This is a genomic window from Pseudomonas sp. R43(2017) (assembly GCF_002112345.1).
Taxonomy (GTDB): Bacteria; Pseudomonadota; Gammaproteobacteria; order Pseudomonadales; family Pseudomonadaceae; genus Aquipseudomonas; species Aquipseudomonas kribbensis.
Genome location: NZ_NEHJ01000001.1, coordinates 108,526 through 125,087 on the forward strand (window position 1 = coordinate 108,526; position 16,562 = coordinate 125,087).

Sequence of the window (16,562 nt, forward strand, 5' to 3'; positions counted from 1 at the left end):
TGTCAGACAAGCATAGCCAACCCATGAAAAAAGACCGCAGCCTGCGGGGCAGGCTGCGGTCTTTTGTTCGGACTTCTGCTTAGTTGTCGTAACCCAGGTTCGGCGCCAGCCAGCGTTCGGTCAGGCTCAGTTCCTGGCCTTTGCGCGAGGTGTAGCTCTGCACCTGATCCTTGTCGATCTTGCCCACGGCGAAGTATTGCGCCTGCGGATGGGCGAAGTACCAGCCACTGACCGCCGCCGCCGGGAACATTGCGTAGTGCTCGGTCAGGAACACACCGCTGCGGCCGGCGCGCATTTCCTGCGCCTCAGGATCGAGCAGGGCGAACAGCGTGGCCTTCTCGGTGTGATCCGGGCACGCCGGGTAGCCCGGAGCAGGGCGAATGCCGGAATACTGCTCTTTGATCAGCGCCTCGTTGTCGAGGGCTTCGTCCTTGGCATAACCCCAGTGCTCTTTACGTACCTGCTGGTGCAACCATTCGGCGCAGGCTTCGGCCAGACGGTCGGCCAGGGCCTTGACCATGATCGAGTTGTAATCGTCGCCAGCGTCCTGATATGCCTTGGCCACTTCTTCGGCGCCGATCCCGGCGGTGGTGATGAAACCACCGACATAGTCGGTCACTTCGCTGTCCTTCGGCGCAACGAAGTCGGCCAGGGAGAAGTTCGGCTTGCCGTCGGTCTTGATGATCTGCTGGCGCAGATGATGCAGGCGCGCCATTGGCTTGCCGTCATCGCCGTATAGCTCGATATCGTCATCGTGCACCTGATTGGCCGGCCAGAAACCGAACACCGCACGGGCGCTGATCAGTTTCTCGTCGATCAGCTTGGTCAGCATCTCGCGGGCATCTTTGTACAGCGAAGTCGCGGCTTCACCGACCACTTCGTCTTCAAGGATGCGCGGGAACTTGCCGGCCAGGTCCCAGGAGATGAAGAACGGCGTCCAGTCGATGTATTCGGCCAGGACGTTGAGGTCGATGTTGTCCAGCACCCGGGTGCCGGTGAACGTCGGTTTGACCGGTGTGTAGGAGGCCCAGTCGAACTGCGGTTTTTTCGCGATTGAGGCGGCGTAGCTCAGGCGTTCGGTACGGGCGCTGCGATTGGAAGTGCGCTCACGCACGTCGATGTACTCTTCGCGGGTCTTCTCGACAAAACCGGCTTTCAGCTCCTTGGACAGCAGCTGCGTCGCCACGCCCACGGCGCGGGAAGCGTCGGTGACGTACACCACCGCGTCGTTGCTGTACTTCGGCTCGATCTTCACCGCCGTGTGCGCCTTGGAGGTGGTGGCGCCGCCGATCATCAGCGGCAGATGGAAGTCCTGGCGCTGCATCTCGCGGGCCACGTGGACCATCTCGTCCAGCGACGGAGTGATCAGGCCGGACAGGCCGATGATGTCGCATTTCTCTTCGCGGGCCACCTGCAGGATCTTCTCTGCCGGCACCATCACGCCGAGGTCGACAATGTCGTAGCCGTTGCAACCCAGCACCACGCCGACGATGTTCTTGCCGATGTCGTGCACGTCGCCTTTAACGGTGGCCATCAGGATCTTGCCCTTGGCTTCCGGCTTGTCGCCTTTTTCCAGTTCGATGAACGGGATCAGGTGAGCCACGGCCTGCTTCATCACGCGGGCGGATTTCACCACCTGCGGCAGGAACATTTTGCCGGCGCCGAACAGGTCGCCGACGATATTCATGCCGGACATCAGCGGGCCTTCGATCACTTCGATCGGGCGGGCGAAGGACTGACGGGACTCTTCGGTGTCCTCGACGATGTGGGTGGTGATGCCTTTGACCAGGGCGTGCTCCAGACGCTTGTTAACGTCCCAGCTGCGCCACTCTTCGGTCTCGGCTTCCTTGACGCTGCCGTCGCCCTTGTACTTGTCGGCGATGGCGAGGAGGGCGTCGGTGCCTTCCGGGGTGCGGTTGAGGATCACGTCTTCAACGGCGTCGCGCAGCTCCTGCGGGATCTGGTCGTAGATCTCCAGTTGACCGGCGTTGACGATACCCATGGTCAGGCCGGCGCGGATCGCGTACAGCAGGAACACCGAGTGGATCGCCTCGCGCACCGGGTTATTGCCACGGAACGAGAACGACACGTTGGACACACCGCCGGAGCTCAGGGCATACGGCAGCTCGTCGCGGATGTAGGCGCAGGCGTTGATGAAGTCCACAGCGTAGTTGTTGTGTTCTTCGATGCCGGTGGCCACGGCGAAGATGTTCGGGTCGAAGATGATGTCTTCCGGCGGGAAGCCGACTTCGTTGACCAGAATGTCGTAGGAGCGTTTGCAGATTTCTTTCTTGCGCGCTTCGGTGTCGGCCTGGCCGGCTTCGTCAAACGCCATCACCACCACGGCAGCACCGTAGCGTTTGCACAGTTTGGCGTGGTGGATGAACTGCTCGACGCCTTCTTTCATGCTGATCGAGTTGACGATGCCCTTACCCTGAATGCACTTGAGGCCGGCTTCGATCACGTCCCATTTCGAGGAGTCGATCATGATCGGTACGCGGGAGATGTCCGGTTCACCGGCAATCAGATTGAGGAAGGTCACCATGGCCTTCTTCGAATCGAGCATCCCTTCGTCCATGTTGATGTCGATCACCTGGGCGCCGGCCTCGACCTGTTGCAGGGCGACTTCCAGGGCTTCGGTGTAGTTGTCTTCGCGGATCAGACGGGCGAATTTCGCGGAACCGGTGATGTTGGTCCGCTCGCCGACGTTGACGAATAGCGAGCTGCGATCAATGGTGAACGGTTCCAGACCCGACAGGCGGCAAGCCTTGGGAATGTCCGGAATCTGCCGTGGCGCGTAACCGGCGACGGCTTTGGCGATGGCTTCGATGTGGCCCGGGGTCGTGCCGCAGCAGCCGCCGACGATGTTGAGGAAACCGCTCTGGGCGAATTCTTCGATGACTTTTGCGGTGTCCACCGGCAGCTCGTCATATTCGCCGAACTCGTTCGGCAGGCCGGCATTCGGGTGCGCCGAAACGTGGGTGCTGGCCTTGTCCGACAGCTCTTCCAGGTACGGACGCAGTTCACGGGCGCCGAGGGCGCAGTTCAGACCGACCGAAATCGGCTTGGCGTGGGCTACGGAGTTCCAGAACGCTTCGGTGGTCTGGCCAGACAGGGTACGGCCGGAGGCGTCGGTGATGGTGCCGGAAATCATGATCGGCAGTTCGATGTGCAGCTCTTCGAACACGCCTTGCACGGCGAAGATCGCAGCCTTGGCGTTGAGGGTGTCGAAGATGGTTTCGATCAGGATCAGGTCGGCGCCGCCCTCGATCAGGCCTTTGGTGGCCTCGGTGTAGTTTTCCACCAGTTCATCGAAGGTGACGTTGCGGTAGCCCGGGTTGTTGACGTCCGGCGAAAGCGAGCAGGTACGGCTGGTCGGGCCGAGGACGCCGGCGACGAAGCGTGGCTTGTCCGGGTTCTCGGCAGTCTTGGCGTCGGCCACCTTGCGCGCCAGTCGTGCGCCTTCTACGTTGAGTTCGTAGGCCAGCTCTTCCATGCCGTAGTCGGCCATGGAAATGCGGGTGGCGTTGAAGGTGTTGGTTTCCAGGATGTCGGCGCCGGCATCCAGGTAGGCTTTCTCGATGCCGCCGATCACGTCGGGACGGGTAATGACCAGCAGGTCGTTGTTGCCCTTGACGTCGGTCGGCCAGTCGGCGAAACGCTTGCCGCGATAATCCTGCTCTTCGAGCTTGTAGCTCTGGATCATCGTGCCCATACCGCCATCGAGTATCAGGATGCGCTCTTTGAGGGCTTGCTTGAGAGCTTGAAGGCGGACGCTGCGATCGGACATTGGGACTACTCGAAAAAGACCATGACGAAGGAGCGGGATCATAACAAACCTGTGCGGATTTAGAGCATGTGGCGCTTTTGCATGAATATCGCTCATGTTGGCACGGGCGTCATAACGGTAGAATCGCGGCGTTTTTATTCAGGATCAGGATCAGGGATATGTCGTACCGCGTCGTCAGCATGGTGTTGCTGTTTTTGAGCTTTGGCGCGGCGGCGCAAAGTCCTGCGATCTCGCCTACGATTTCTTACACCCGCGATATCCAGCCGATCTTCACCGAGAAGTGCGTTGCCTGCCATGCGTGCTACGACTCAGCCTGCCAGTTGAACCTGGGCAGCGGTGAAGGCGCGGCCCGTGGCGCGAGCAAGATGCCGGTCTACGATGGCGAGCGCACCCAGGCAGCGCCGACCACGCGGCTGTTCTACGACGCTTTTGGCAAACGCGCCTGGCAGCAGAAAGACTTCTATTCGGTGCTCGACGCCCAGGGCAGTCAGGCGGCGCTGATGGCGCGCATGCTGGAGCTGGGGCACAAAACGCCACTGACACCCAACGCCAAACTGCCGGAAGACATCGTCCTCGGCCTGCAACGGGAAAACATGTGCGCGATGCCGGCCGAGTTCGACGGCTATGCCGGCGCCCACCCGAAAGAGGGCATGCCGCTGGCGGTCACCGGCCTGACCGATCAGCAATACCAGACGTTGCAGCGCTGGCTGGCGTCCGGCGCGCCGATCGATGAGCAAGGCCTGGCGCCGAGTGCCAAGGAAGCGCTGCAGATCGTGCAGTGGGAAAACCTGCTCAACCAGCCCGGCGCCCGGGAGAGTCTGGTCGGACGCTGGCTGTTCGAGCACTGGTTCCTGGCGCACATCTACTTCAAGGACGGCGAGCCGGGGCATTTCTTCCAGTGGGTGCGTTCACGCACGCCGACCGGCCAGCCGATCGATCTGATTGCCACCCGCCGTCCCAATGACGACCCGGGCACCCAGGTGTATTACCGCCTGTGGCCGGTGCAGGGTGTGATCGTGCACAAGACCCACATCACCTATCCGCTGAGTGCGGCGAAGATGGCGCGGGTCAAGAGCCTGTTCTACAACGGCAACTGGCAGGTGCATGCGCTGCCGGGCTACGGGCCGCAGAGCCGGGCCAATCCGTTCGCTACTTTCGAGGCGATTCCGGCGCAGGCGCGGTATCAGTTCATGCTCGATAACGCCGAATACTTCGTGCGTACCTTCATTCGCGGCCCGGTATGTCGCGGGCAGATCGCGACCGACGTGATCCGCGACAACTTCTGGGCGCTGTTTCAGGCGCCGGAGCATGACCTGTACATCACCGACCCGAACTATCGGGGCCAGGCCACGCCGTTGCTGGCCATGCCGGGGCAGAACGACGATGTCGGCAGTGTCCTGAGCCTGTGGCACGACTACCGCAACAAGCGCAACAAGTACGAAGCCCTGCGCCGGGACAGCTACGCCGACCAACCGGCGCCGAGCTGGTCGACCCTGTGGGCGGGCAACGACAACGCACTGTTGAGCATCTTCCGCCACTTCGACAGCGCCTCGGTGACTAAAGGCCTGATCGGTGAAGTGCCGCAGACCATGTGGCTGTTCGACTATCCGCTGCTGGAGCGCACTTACTACCAATTGGCGGTCAACTTCGACGTGTTCGGCAATGTTTCCCATCAGGCGCAGACCCGCCTGTACTTCGACCTGATCCGCAACGGCGCCGAACAGAACTTCCTGCGCCTGATGCCGGCCGATTCCCGTGAGGATTACCTCGACGATTGGTACCAGAGCAGCGGCCAGTTCAAGATGTGGCTGGATTACGAGTCCATCGACGACGACAAGCCGACCGCGCTGAAACTCGACGAAAAAGACCCGAAACACGATTTCGCCATGCAGTTGCTCGCTCGCTACGGCGACCTCAACGCGCGGCCCGATCCGATCAACCGCTGCGTGGATGCCTACTGCTCGCGGCCGAACATCGATCCGGCGCTGCAAAACGCTGAACAGGCCCTGAGCCGCCTGACGGCGCGTCCTGCGGCGGGGCTGAAGGTGATCGATCAATTGCCGGAGGCGACCATGCTGCGCATCGAAACCCGCAGCGGCAAACGTGAGGTCTACAGCCTGCTTCGCAACCGCGCCCACAGCAACGTGGCGTTCCTGCTCGGTGAATCCCTGCGCTACCAGCCGGGGCTCGACACCCTGACCATTTATCCGGGCGTGCTCAGCAGTTATCCGAATTTCATGTTCAACATCCCGGCGGATCAGGTGCCGGCGTTTGTCGATGCCATGGAAAGCGCCAAGGATGCGCCGCAGTTCGAGAAAATCGTCGAACGTTGGGGGATTCGCCGCAGCCATCCGCAATTCTGGTTCTACTTCCACGATCTGAGCCAGTACATTCACGAAACCGACCCGGTGGAAGAGGGCGTGCTGGACATGAACCGGTACGAGAATCTTTGATCGTTTGAACGATGGCCGCTGTCCCAATCCTGTGGAGTACGGGATCGGGAGCGCCATCGATGTTGATTTCAGTGCAGGCCTTGCGAGCGCTCGCCGCGTGGACGGTGGTCTGCCATCACTTCATGCAGATTTTCTTCGACTTCAAGGCGCGCGGGCCGATAGGGCAGTTGTTCATCGACAAGGGCGCGGTGGGCGTCGATATCTTTTTCGTGATCAGCGGGCTGGTGATTTTCCTCTCCACTGAAGGCAAGGTGCTGCCGCCGGCGCGGTTTCTGCTGTATCGACTATTCCGTATTGTCCCGGCGTATTGGCTCTACACCGTGCTGATGGCGTTGCTGGTGGTGTTTGCCCGGCCGCTGCTGCCGGATCAGACGGTGGACTGGCGTCATTTGCTGCTGTCGATGCTGTTTATCCCGAGCGAAAACCCCGGTGGCTACGGGATCTATCCGACCCTGAATGTCGGCTGGACGCTGAATTACGAAATGCTGTTCTACGTGTTGTTCGCCTGGGCGCTGCTGTTTCGGCTGCAAGTGCGCTTGCTGGTGGTCGCGGCGCTGTTGTTCGCGGTGTGCCAGGCCTGGACCGGGTTTGGCTGGGTCAGCGAGTTTTATCGCTCGGACATCGTTTACGAATTCCTGCTGGGGATCGGCATTGGCATGCTCTATCGTCGCGGCTGGATTGGACAGGGCTTGTGGATGCCGCTGACGGGGATCGGCGCGGCGTTACTGGCGATCTATTATCTTTCGCCATCGCCCCGGCTTCTGAACTGGGGGATGCCGAGCGCGGTGCTGGTCATGGCCTGTATGGCGCTGGAGCGGCATGTTGAACGCAACCGTGTGCTCAAGCTGCTGGGCGATTGTTCCTACTCGGTTTATCTGATGCATGTTCTGGTTTTGTCGGCTGGCGGATTTGTGGCCCATCGCTTCGGGATCAACCCCTATTTGATGTTCATCCTGTGTGCCGTGGCGATTGGCGTGGGCTCCTGGCTGAGTTATCACTGGGTGGAAAAGCGCAGTTATCAATGGCTTAGAGCGCGAACCGACGGCAAACCTGCGGATTAGGCGATTGCGAACTATTCCTACGTAAATACTAGGACTTTGTGCCGCGCGCCGATTGGCGTAAACTCCGCCCAAGCCTGCGAGGAGTTTCCATGACCGCTATTACCATTACCGACGCCGCCCATGATTACCTGGCCGATCTGCTGTCCAAGCAGAACACCCCGGGCATCGGCATCCGCGTCTTCATCACCCAGCCTGGCACCCAGTACGCCGAAACCTGCATTGCCTACTGCAAGCCGGGCGAAGAGAAACCTGAAGATACCGCGCTGGGGCTGAAAAGCTTCACTGCCTATATCGACTCGTTCAGTGAAGCGTTCCTTGACGATGCTGTCGTCGACTACGCCACCGACCGCATGGGCGGCCAGCTGACCATCAAGGCCCCAAACGCCAAGGTTCCGATGGTCAACGCCGACAGCCCGATCAACGAGCGCATCAACTACTACCTGCAAACCGAAATCAACCCGGGGCTGGCCAGCCACGGCGGTCAGGTCAGCCTGATCGATGTGGTTGAAGACGGCATTGCCGTGCTGCAGTTCGGCGGCGGTTGCCAGGGCTGCGGCCAGGCGGACGTGACCCTGAAGGAAGGTATCGAGCGCACCTTGCTCGAGCGCATTCCGGAACTCAAGGGCGTTCGCGACGTGACCGACCACACGCAGAAAGAAAACGCCTACTACTAAGGCGTTCGCTGCGGCATGAAAAACGGCGCCCCGTGAGCGCCGTTTTTTATGCGTGAGATTCAAGAACCTTCGCGAGCAAGCTCGCTCCCACACTGGATCTTTGTCGTTCACAAATCCCCTGTGGGAGCGAGCTTGCTCGCGAAGCGGCTTCAGGGCCGATACAAATGTGCATGCCCTGCGCGATACAGCGACGACTCACTGAAATGATCGCTACCCAGCACCCGCCCGACCAGAATCAGCGCCGTACGCCGAAAGCCTTTGACCGCCACCTTCTCGGCAATATCCTCCAGTGTCCCGACCACCCAGTCCTGATCCGGCCACGTCGCCCGGTGGATCACCGCAATCGGGCAGTCCGCGCCGTAGTGCGGCAGCAGCTCGGCGAGGATCTTCTCCAGATGATTGACCCCCAGATGAATCGCCATGGTCGCCCCGTGCTGCGCCAGGTTGCCCAGTTCTTCCCCGACAGGCATCGCCGTTTTGTCTGCATAACGGGTCAGGATCACGCTTTGCGAGATGTCCGGCAACGTGAGTTCGGCGCCCAGTAGCGCCGCGCAGGCGGCGGTGGCGGTGACACCGGGGATGATTTCGAACGGGATGCCCAGCTCGCGCAGATAACGAATCTGCTCGCCAATGGCGCCATACAGGCCCGGATCGCCCGAATGCACCCGGGCCACATCCTGGCCCTTGGCGTGGGCGGTGTTGATCAGGTCGATGATCTGTTCCAGATGCAATTCGGCGCTGTTGACCACGGTTTCTGCCGAATGACCTTCCAGTACCGCCGCCGGCACCAGCGAACCTGCATAGATGATCACCGGGCAACTGCGGATCAGCCGCTGGCCTTTGACAGTGATCAATTCCGGGTCGCCGGGGCCGGCGCCGATGAAGTAAACGGTCATCGTTGGATCCTGTGAAAGTAGGGCGGGTCGAGGCTTCAAGAACACTTCAGATGAAGAATGCTCATGATCGAAAGCGGGGATTATCGGGAATTTACGCCGCGCCGGCCAATGCCAGGGTTGCCTGGGCGTACTTTTGCCGGGAAATCAGCAGTTTTGCCGGGGCCTGGATCAGTTGTTCGGCGAGCGCCAGTGCAGCGCTTTCCGCCACGCCGTAGCAACCGGTGCGTTCGAAGGCGATCTGTGAATGGTGACTCAGTCGTTGCTGATAACTGGCCAGTTCTTCGCTGCTGAAGTACAGCAACGGCAGCGCCAGTTGTGCCGCCAGTTCCTGCAGGCCGGGCTCGTCACGTTTCAGGTCGATGCTGGCCAAAGCCTTGACCGCTTCGAGTTCGATACGGTGGGCCTGCAAGGCCTGGTCGAGCAAGGCGCGCAGCGTACTGGCCGGGCAGCCGCGCTGGCAGCCCAGGCCGACCACGAAGGTCGGCGCTGCGCTGTCATCGGTCATGCGTGGTATTGACCATCGCTTTTGCGGCGGAACAACCAGGCGCTGATCAGGCCCAGGGCCAGCCAGAACGCCACGTTGGTCAGCTGCGAAGCGATTTTGAACTGGGCTTCCAGTGCTTCCGGCGCGAGCATCGAGTGCACTTCCGGTTGCGGTGCGCCGATTACATGGGGCACAGCGAGGATCGCCACGCCGAGGATCTTCAGCAGCCAGTTGCCGCCGAACGCGATCAGCGCCAGGCCTACAGCGGTCGAAGCAGCAGTGCCGATCCACCACATCTGGCGCGATGCCAGATCTGCGGCGGCAGTGCCCGGCAACTCAGGTGGCAGGCCCATTGTCGGCGCGAGCACGAATGTCGCGTAACCCGCCAGACCCCAGAGCAGGCCTTGCGAGGTTTTGGTCGGCGCACGCAGGGTGTACAGGCCCGCCAACATCAGGGCGAAACCTACGGCTACCACCAGGTTGCCGCCCGTGGTGGAGACCACGCGCTGCCAGCCGTTTTCCGGCTCCCAGGCTTCGGCATCGTGGGTGTGGGCGGCGGTGCCGGCGGCGTGTTCGTGGACTTCGGCCACCGGCTCGGCCTTCTCGTAGGTTTCGGCCTGAAGAATCAGCGGCGAAACCCAGAAGCTTTGCAGCAAGGTCAGCAGCAGGGCGGCCAGAAGGCCGGTGAAACCTGCGGTCTGCGCAATACGCTTGATCATGTCGTCAGGTCTCAGTGGCACGGGAACGCGGCGCTGTGGCGGGTATCGTGCGCGGCGTTGTGCACCGCTTCGATGTGTGAGAAACCGGCGAAGTAGACCAGGCTTGCGCCCAGGATCGACGCGAAGATCGCAGCGGTCAGGCGTTGGCTCAGGGTGGTGGTGCTGGAGATTTTGTCCGTGTTGCTGCCGGTGCTGCTGATGATCGACATGGCGCTTCCCTCTGGAGTGTCAGCGGGTGAATGGAGCGCATGAAAACCCCTGCGAGTCGGGCACGCAGAGGTTCGAACAGCGCCCGCCCACCGCGGGTTTGTTATGTTCAGTGACGCAAGATGCGTACTGTGTGTTGCGGGCCGGTCTCCGGGCTCACGAGGGGTTGGCGTCAGGCCGACCTGCAAGCGTCACCTTCCCATGCCCGTGGGCACAGTGGATCTGACGCTCTCTCGCTTACCGTTGCGGGGGCAGCACCGGACTGACATGGCTTTAGAGTAAAGCACATGATTCACCGGTTTCCCGTTTCACCCTTTGCAGGGCACCCGTAACAAGTTGTGTAGGAGACCATGGGCGGGGGATTTGAGTCAATTGGGATTGGGGGCAGATCCGTTGCTGCGGTTATGGCTGCTTAGGGTTCCGCCCTTACGGCGGGTCACTTTTGGCAAACGCCCCAAAAGTAACCAAAAGGTCTCTACCCTGACGTACGGCCCCTCGCTGAGGCTCGGGGTTCCTTCGCTCCGGGATTGATCCGGGGGCATCGCCTACGGTTTGCTTCGCTGCACCTCCTCTCGATGTGTTTGGCTTCGCCAAACGGTCGCTTCGCTCCCACCCCGAATCAATCCCTCCACTCAGCCTGCCGACGGGCCTTGCGATCAAAAGCAGTACTCGAGCTAGCGCTCATCGTGGTGAGGGGCTCTGGCTCTGGCTCTGGCTTTGGCTTTTGATTTTTTTGCCCCTTCGGCAGGCCGAGCGGAGGTGTTCATCAGGGGGTAGGCGCGCAGCGCCGTGCGGCGAAGCCGCATACATCGAGAGGAGGTGCAGCGAAGCAAACCGTAGGCGATGCCCCCTGATGGACACCGTAGCGAGGGAACACTGAGCCTTAGCGAAGTGCCGTACGCCGGGGGAAGCCTTTTTGGTTACTTTTTCGGCGTTTGGAAAAAGTGACCCGCCGTAAGGGCGGAACCCTAAGCAGCCATAACCGCAGCAACGGATATGCCCACAAAACCAACCTCCCATTGACCCATCACGAACCCATGCGTAGCCTTGCGCTTTCGAGGTTCTTCGGCCCACGCCGAAGCTAAGAAGGGAACGCGGTCCAAGCCGCGGCTGCCCCCGCAACTGTGAACGGTGCTGTTCGCTGCCACGCCACTGCCAACTCAATCCAGAGCCAGCGGGAAGGCGCAGCGAATACCGGGCCAAGGCCCGAACACCGTCAGCCAGGAGACCTGCCTCGTCACAGATTCTCACTTTCAACCGGGCGGGGTGATCCGGTGGCGAACTCTCCAGGCACGCACCCGCGTTGCCGGTCTCGTCCCGTATGCCCGCCACCTTGCCAAAGGGCATCCGATGAAAACACTGGCCAAACTCCCCGTCACCATCGTCACCGGTTTCCTCGGCTCGGGTAAAACCACTTTGCTGCGGCACATGCTCGACAACGCTCAGGGCCGCCGCATCGCGGTGATCGTCAACGAGTTTGGCGAGCTGGGCATCGATGGTGAAATCCTCAAGCAATGCACTATCGGCTGCACCGAAGAAGAAGCCACCGGCCGCGTCTACGAACTGGCCAACGGCTGCCTGTGCTGCACGGTTCAGGAAGAGTTCTTCCCGGTGATGCGTGAACTGGTGGCCCGTCGCGGCGACCTCGACCACATCCTGATCGAAACCTCGGGCCTGGCCCTGCCAAAACCGCTGGTACAAGCCTTCCAGTGGCCGGAAATCCGCAGTGCCTGCACCGTTGACGCGGTGATCACCGTGGTCGACAGCCCGGCCGTGGCCGCTGGCACCTTCGCCGCGTTCCCGGATCAGGTTGATGCCCAGCGCAAACTCGATCCGAACCTGGACCACGAATCGCCGCTGCACGAACTGTTCGCTGACCAACTGGCCAGCGCCGACCTGGTGATCCTCAACAAGGCGGACCAGACCAGCCCTGAAGACCTCGCTCGCGTACGCCTCGAAGTCGCCGAAGAGCTGCCGCCAGCAGTAAAAATCATCGAGGCCAGCAACGGTCGCCTGCCGCTGGACGTGCTGATCGGCCTCGGTGCCGGTTCCGAAGAACACATCGACAGCCGCCACAGCCATCACGATCACCACCACGGTGAAGGCGATGACGATCACGACGACCACGATCACGACGCCTTCGACTCGATCTCCATCGAACTGCCGCAAGCCGACGAAAGCCTGCTGCTCGATGCGCTGACGCAACTGGTGGTTCAGCACGGCATCCTGCGGGTCAAAGGCTTCGCGGCGATCCCGAACAAGCCGATGCGTCTGCTGATCCAGGGCGTGGGCACGCGTTTCGACAAGCACTTCGATCGTCAGTGGGGCGCCGATGAAGCGCGTATCACCCGCCTGGTATTGATCGGTCAGGAACTGGACGCGGCCCAGCTCGAAGCGCAACTGCGCGCCGCGCTCAGCGTTTAAGCCATGCACCTGCTCAGGACCCAGCCCGGCGGTTTCGTGTCGGATGACAACATTGCCGACCTTGGACAAACCCCCGCCGAGCTGGTGATCCTGTGCAGCGGCGACTCCAGCCTCGCGCTGCTCGCCGAAGCCGCGCAGCAACTGCCCGAGGATTACCCGAGCGTGCGCCTGGCCAACCCGATGCAGGTGCAGAACCATGCGTCGGTCGACCTGTACGTCGACGAAGTGCTGCGTCACGCCAAGGTCATTCTGATTTCGCTGCACGGCGGCATCGCTTATTGGCGTTATGGCGTCGAGCGGCTGGTCGAATTGTCCGAGCGTGGCGTACAGGTGATTCTGGTGCCGGGCGATGATCGGCCCGACCCGGAGCTCAGCGACTTGAGCACCGTGGGCGCCGAGGATCGCGACCGGCTCTGGCAGTTCTTGCGCCAGGGCGGCATGGGCAATGCGCTGGATTTCTTCCGCTGTCTGGCCAACCGCTGGCTGGCGCGGGATTACGTGTGGGGCGAGCCGCAAACCCTGCCGCGCACGGCGATTTACCACCCGAACAAAAACACCGCCGCACTGAGTGACTGGCAAGCCGATTGGCTGCCCGGTCAACCGGTGGCGGCGGTGTTGTTTTATCGCTCGCATTTGCAAGCGGCGAATACGGCGTTTATCGACGTGTTCTGCCAACGGTTGCAGGCTGCCGGACTCAATCCGCTGCCGATTGCCGTGGCCAGTCTGAAAGAGCCCGGCTGCCTGTCGGTGGTCGAGGACTGGCTGGATGAGGTCGAGGCCTCGGTGATTCTGAACACCACCGGTTTCGCCCAGTCCAGCCCGGAAGCGCCGCATCTGCGGCCGTTCCGTCGCAACATTCCGGTGATCCAGGCGATCTGCGCCCAGGACAACGAACCCGGCTGGCGCGACAGCGAGCAGGGCCTCGGTCCGCGAGATCTGGCGATGCACATTGCCTTGCCGGAGCTGGACGGCCGGATCATCAGTCGGCCGATCAGTTTCAAGGATCTGGCCTGGCGCAGCGAGCGCAGTCAGTCCGATGTGGTGTGCTACCGGGCGCAGCCTGAACGCATGGATTTCGTCGCCGAACTGGCGCGACGCTGGGTCGATCTGGCGCGGGTGCCGAACGCTGAAAAACGTATCGCGCTGATTCTCGCCAACTACCCGACCCGCGACGGGCGCATCGGTAACGGCGTAGGCCTCGACACGCCGGCCGCTGCGCTGAACATCCTGCGGGCGTTGCAGGCTGAGGGTTATCCGCTGCCGGCCGAACTGCCGGACAGCGGCACCGAGCTGATCCAACAACTGCTCGGCGGCGTCAGCAACGACCTCGATACCCTCGATCAGCGTCCGTGCCAGCAAAGCCTGGCAATGAACGATTACCTGACGATGTTCAACGCACTGCCCGAAGCCAATCGCACGGCGGTGCTGGAGCGTTGGGGTTCGCCGCACAACGACCCGATGTGCCGTGACGGGCGAATGATGATCGCCGGTCTGCGGTTTGGCCTGACCTTCGTCGGCATTCAGCCGGCCCGGGGGTATCAGGTCGACCCGAGTGCGGTGTATCACGACCCGGATCTGGTGCCGCCGCACGCGTACCTCGCGTTCTATTTCTGGCTGCGCCAGACCTACGGCGCCCAAGGCGTGATTCATGTCGGCAAGCACGGTAACCTCGAATGGTTGCCGGGCAAAGGCGTGGGCCTGTCGGAGAGTTGCTGGCCGGATGCATTGCTCGGGCCGCTGCCGAACATCTATCCGTTTATCGTCAACGACCCGGGCGAGGGCGCCCAGGCCAAGCGTCGCACTCAGGCGGTGATCATCGACCACTTGATGCCACCGCTGACCCGGGCTGAAACCTACGGTCCGCTGCGCGATCTGGAATTGCTCGCCGACGAGTATTACGAAGCGCAATTGCTCGATCCGCGCCGCGCCCGTGAATTGCAGCGCGACATCCTGCAACTGGTGCGGGATACGCAGATCGATCGCGAACTGCAACTCGACGAAGGCCTCGACAGCGATGCCGATGCGGCGATCTGGTTGCCGCGTCTGGACACTTATCTGTGTGATCTGAAGGAATCGCAGATTCGCGATGGCCTGCACATCTTCGGTGAGTCTCCGACCGGACGGCTGCGCATCGACACCTTGCTGGCGCTGCTGCGGATTCCCCGTGGCGATGGCAAGGGTGCGCAATCGAGCCTGTTGCGGGCGCTGGCCAAGGCGTTTCAGCTGGGGTTCGATCCGCTGGATTGCGCGTTGGCCGAGCCCTGGACTGGCCCGCGCCCGATGGAGCTGCTGTCGGTCAGCGATGAGGTCTGGCGCACGGCGGGAGATACCCGTGAACGCCTTGAGCTGTTCGCAACGCAGTTGATCACGCACGCTGTGAGCGATTCCTGTGGGAGCGAGCTTGCTCGCGAAGGCGTCTTGTCTGCCAACACTTCTGGGACTGACACACCGCAATCGCGAGCAAGCTCGCTCCCACAGGATCCTCACTGGTCTGAAGTCGGCGTAATCATCGACCATCTTCGTGAAGTCGTTGCCCCGCGCCTCGACGCCTGCGGCCCGGCCGAAATGCACGGTTTGCTCGATGCTCTGAACGGCCGTTTCGTCCCGGCCGGTCCGAGCGGTGCACCGAGTCGCGGTCGCCTCGACGTGTTACCCACCGGGCGCAATTTCTATTCGGTGGACGTGCGCAACCTGCCAACCACCACTGCCTGGCGCATCGGTTTCCAGTCCGCCACGCTTATTCTGGAGCGACACCTGCAGGATCACGGCGATCATTTGCGTCAACTCGGTTTGTCGGTCTGGGGCACGGCGACCATGCGTACCGGCGGTGATGACATCGCCCAGGCCATGGCGCTGATGGGTGTGCGCCCGGTGTGGGCGACGGGCAGTCAGCGGGTCGACGATTTCGAGATTCTGCCGCTGAGCCTGCTCGACCGGCCTCGGGTCGATGTCACGTTGCGGGTCTCCGGCTTTTTCCGCGATGCGTTCGCCAACCTGATTCGTCTGTTCGACGCCGCCGTGCAAGCCGTGGCGGAACTGGACGAACCGGACGATCTCAACCCGTTGGCCGCCAAAGTGCGTGCCGAACGCGAGGCGCTGCAGCAGTCGGGGCTGGACGAGGAGGCTGCGCGACGTCAGGCCGGCTGGCGGATTTTCGGCGCCAAGCCCGGCGCTTATGGCGCGGGCGTGCAGGGCGCCATCGACGGTCGCCTGTGGCAAACCCGCGAGGATCTGGCCGAGGTCTACCTGAACTGGGGCGCCTACGCTTACGGTGGTTCCGACGAAGGCACCGCCGCCCGCGAGCAGTTCGTCCAGCGCCTGAGCCAGGTGCAGGCTGTGCTGCAAAACCAGGACAACCGTGAACATGACTTGCTCGATTCCAACGATTACTACCAGTTCCAGGGCGGCATGCTGGCTGCCGTGGAAAGCCTGCGCGGTGAAGCAGCGGCCAGTTACCACGGCGATCACAGCCAGCCGGATTTGCCGAAGATCCGCACCCTGAAAGAAGAGCTGAACCGGGTGATCCGCTCCCGCGCGGCGAATCCGAAATGGATCGACGGCGTCAAACGCCATGGCTATAAAGGCGCGTTCGAACTGGCGGCGACAGTCGATAACCTGTTTGCCTTCGACGCCACCACGCAGCTGATCGACGATCACCAGTACGCGTTGCTGGCCGACGCCTATCTGCTGGACCCGGCGACCCGGGAGTTCGTGCGCGAGCATAATCCCCACGCGCTGCGCGACATGACCGAGCGCATGCTCGAAGCGCAGCAGCGCGGGATGTGGCAGGAACCCGGTGCTTATAAAGAAGCACTGGAAAACCTGCTGCTGGATATAGAAGAAGAGAGCTGAAC

10 protein-coding genes and 2 riboswitches are annotated in these 16,562 nt (G+C 61.9%); of the genes, 5 read left to right on the top strand and 5 right to left on the bottom strand.

Annotation, left to right across the window (positions count from 1 at the left end; genetic code table 11):
* Positions 1-79: 79 nt before the first annotated feature.
* Positions 80-3,790, bottom strand: a complete 3,711-nt coding sequence (gene metH / locus CAG02_RS00425) for a methionine synthase (protein WP_085710091.1) — start codon at positions 3,788-3,790, stop codon at positions 80-82.
* A 158-nt stretch (positions 3,791-3,948) separates the two neighbouring features.
* Between metH and CAG02_RS00430 the strand changes: the two genes are divergently transcribed.
* From CAG02_RS00430 to nfuA, 3 genes are all read left to right on the top strand, one after another.
* Positions 3,949-6,243, top strand: a complete 2,295-nt coding sequence (locus CAG02_RS00430) for a fatty acid cis/trans isomerase (protein ID WP_085710090.1) — start codon at positions 3,949-3,951, stop codon at positions 6,241-6,243.
* A gap of 59 nt (positions 6,244-6,302) precedes the next feature.
* Complete coding sequence (locus CAG02_RS00435) at positions 6,303-7,304, top strand: acyltransferase (RefSeq protein WP_085710089.1); 1,002 nt, start codon at positions 6,303-6,305, stop codon at positions 7,302-7,304.
* Between the two features lie 89 nt (positions 7,305-7,393).
* Positions 7,394-7,978, top strand: a complete 585-nt coding sequence (gene nfuA, locus CAG02_RS00440; RefSeq protein WP_007959519.1) for a Fe-S biogenesis protein NfuA — start codon at positions 7,394-7,396, stop codon at positions 7,976-7,978.
* A 149-nt stretch (positions 7,979-8,127) separates the two neighbouring features.
* Here nfuA and cobM read toward each other — a convergent pair whose 3' ends face one another.
* The 4 genes from cobM to CAG02_RS00460 form a co-directional block, all read right to left on the bottom strand.
* On the bottom strand, positions 8,128-8,874 hold the full coding sequence (gene cobM, locus CAG02_RS00445; protein WP_085710088.1) for a precorrin-4 C(11)-methyltransferase: 747 nt from the start codon (positions 8,872-8,874) through the stop codon (positions 8,128-8,130).
* A gap of 91 nt (positions 8,875-8,965) precedes the next feature.
* Positions 8,966-9,379: a cobalamin biosynthesis protein gene (locus tag CAG02_RS00450; RefSeq protein ID WP_085710087.1), complete on the bottom strand. Its 414-nt coding sequence runs from the start codon at positions 9,377-9,379 to the stop codon at positions 8,966-8,968.
* Positions 9,376-10,077 (bottom strand): CbtA family protein, encoded by a 702-nt coding sequence (locus CAG02_RS00455; RefSeq protein ID WP_085710086.1) that lies wholly within the window; start codon positions 10,075-10,077, stop codon positions 9,376-9,378. Before CAG02_RS00455 ends, CAG02_RS00450 begins: the two co-directional genes overlap by 4 nt.
* 11 nt (positions 10,078-10,088) lie before the next feature.
* On the bottom strand, positions 10,089-10,286 hold the full coding sequence (locus CAG02_RS00460; RefSeq protein WP_016983301.1) for a CbtB domain-containing protein: 198 nt from the start codon (positions 10,284-10,286) through the stop codon (positions 10,089-10,091).
* 121 nt (positions 10,287-10,407) lie between these two features.
* Positions 10,408-10,629: riboswitch (cobalamin riboswitch) on the bottom strand.
* 696 nt (positions 10,630-11,325) lie between these two features.
* Positions 11,326-11,536, top strand: a riboswitch (cobalamin riboswitch).
* 98 nt (positions 11,537-11,634) lie between these two features.
* On the opposite strand from CAG02_RS00460, the gene cobW reads away from it, so the two are divergent.
* Together cobW and cobN are read left to right on the top strand one after the other, a co-directional pair.
* Positions 11,635-12,708 carry a cobalamin biosynthesis protein CobW gene (gene cobW, locus CAG02_RS00465; protein WP_085710085.1) on the top strand — a complete coding sequence of 358 codons (1,074 nt, stop codon included), beginning with the start codon at positions 11,635-11,637 and terminating at the stop codon, positions 12,706-12,708.
* Positions 12,709-12,711: 3 nt separating this feature from the next.
* The gene (cobN, locus tag CAG02_RS00470; protein WP_085710084.1) at positions 12,712-16,560 is read left to right on the top strand and encodes a cobaltochelatase subunit CobN; all 3,849 of its coding nucleotides are present in this window, start codon (positions 12,712-12,714) and stop codon (positions 16,558-16,560) included.
* Positions 16,561-16,562 lie beyond the last annotated feature (2 nt).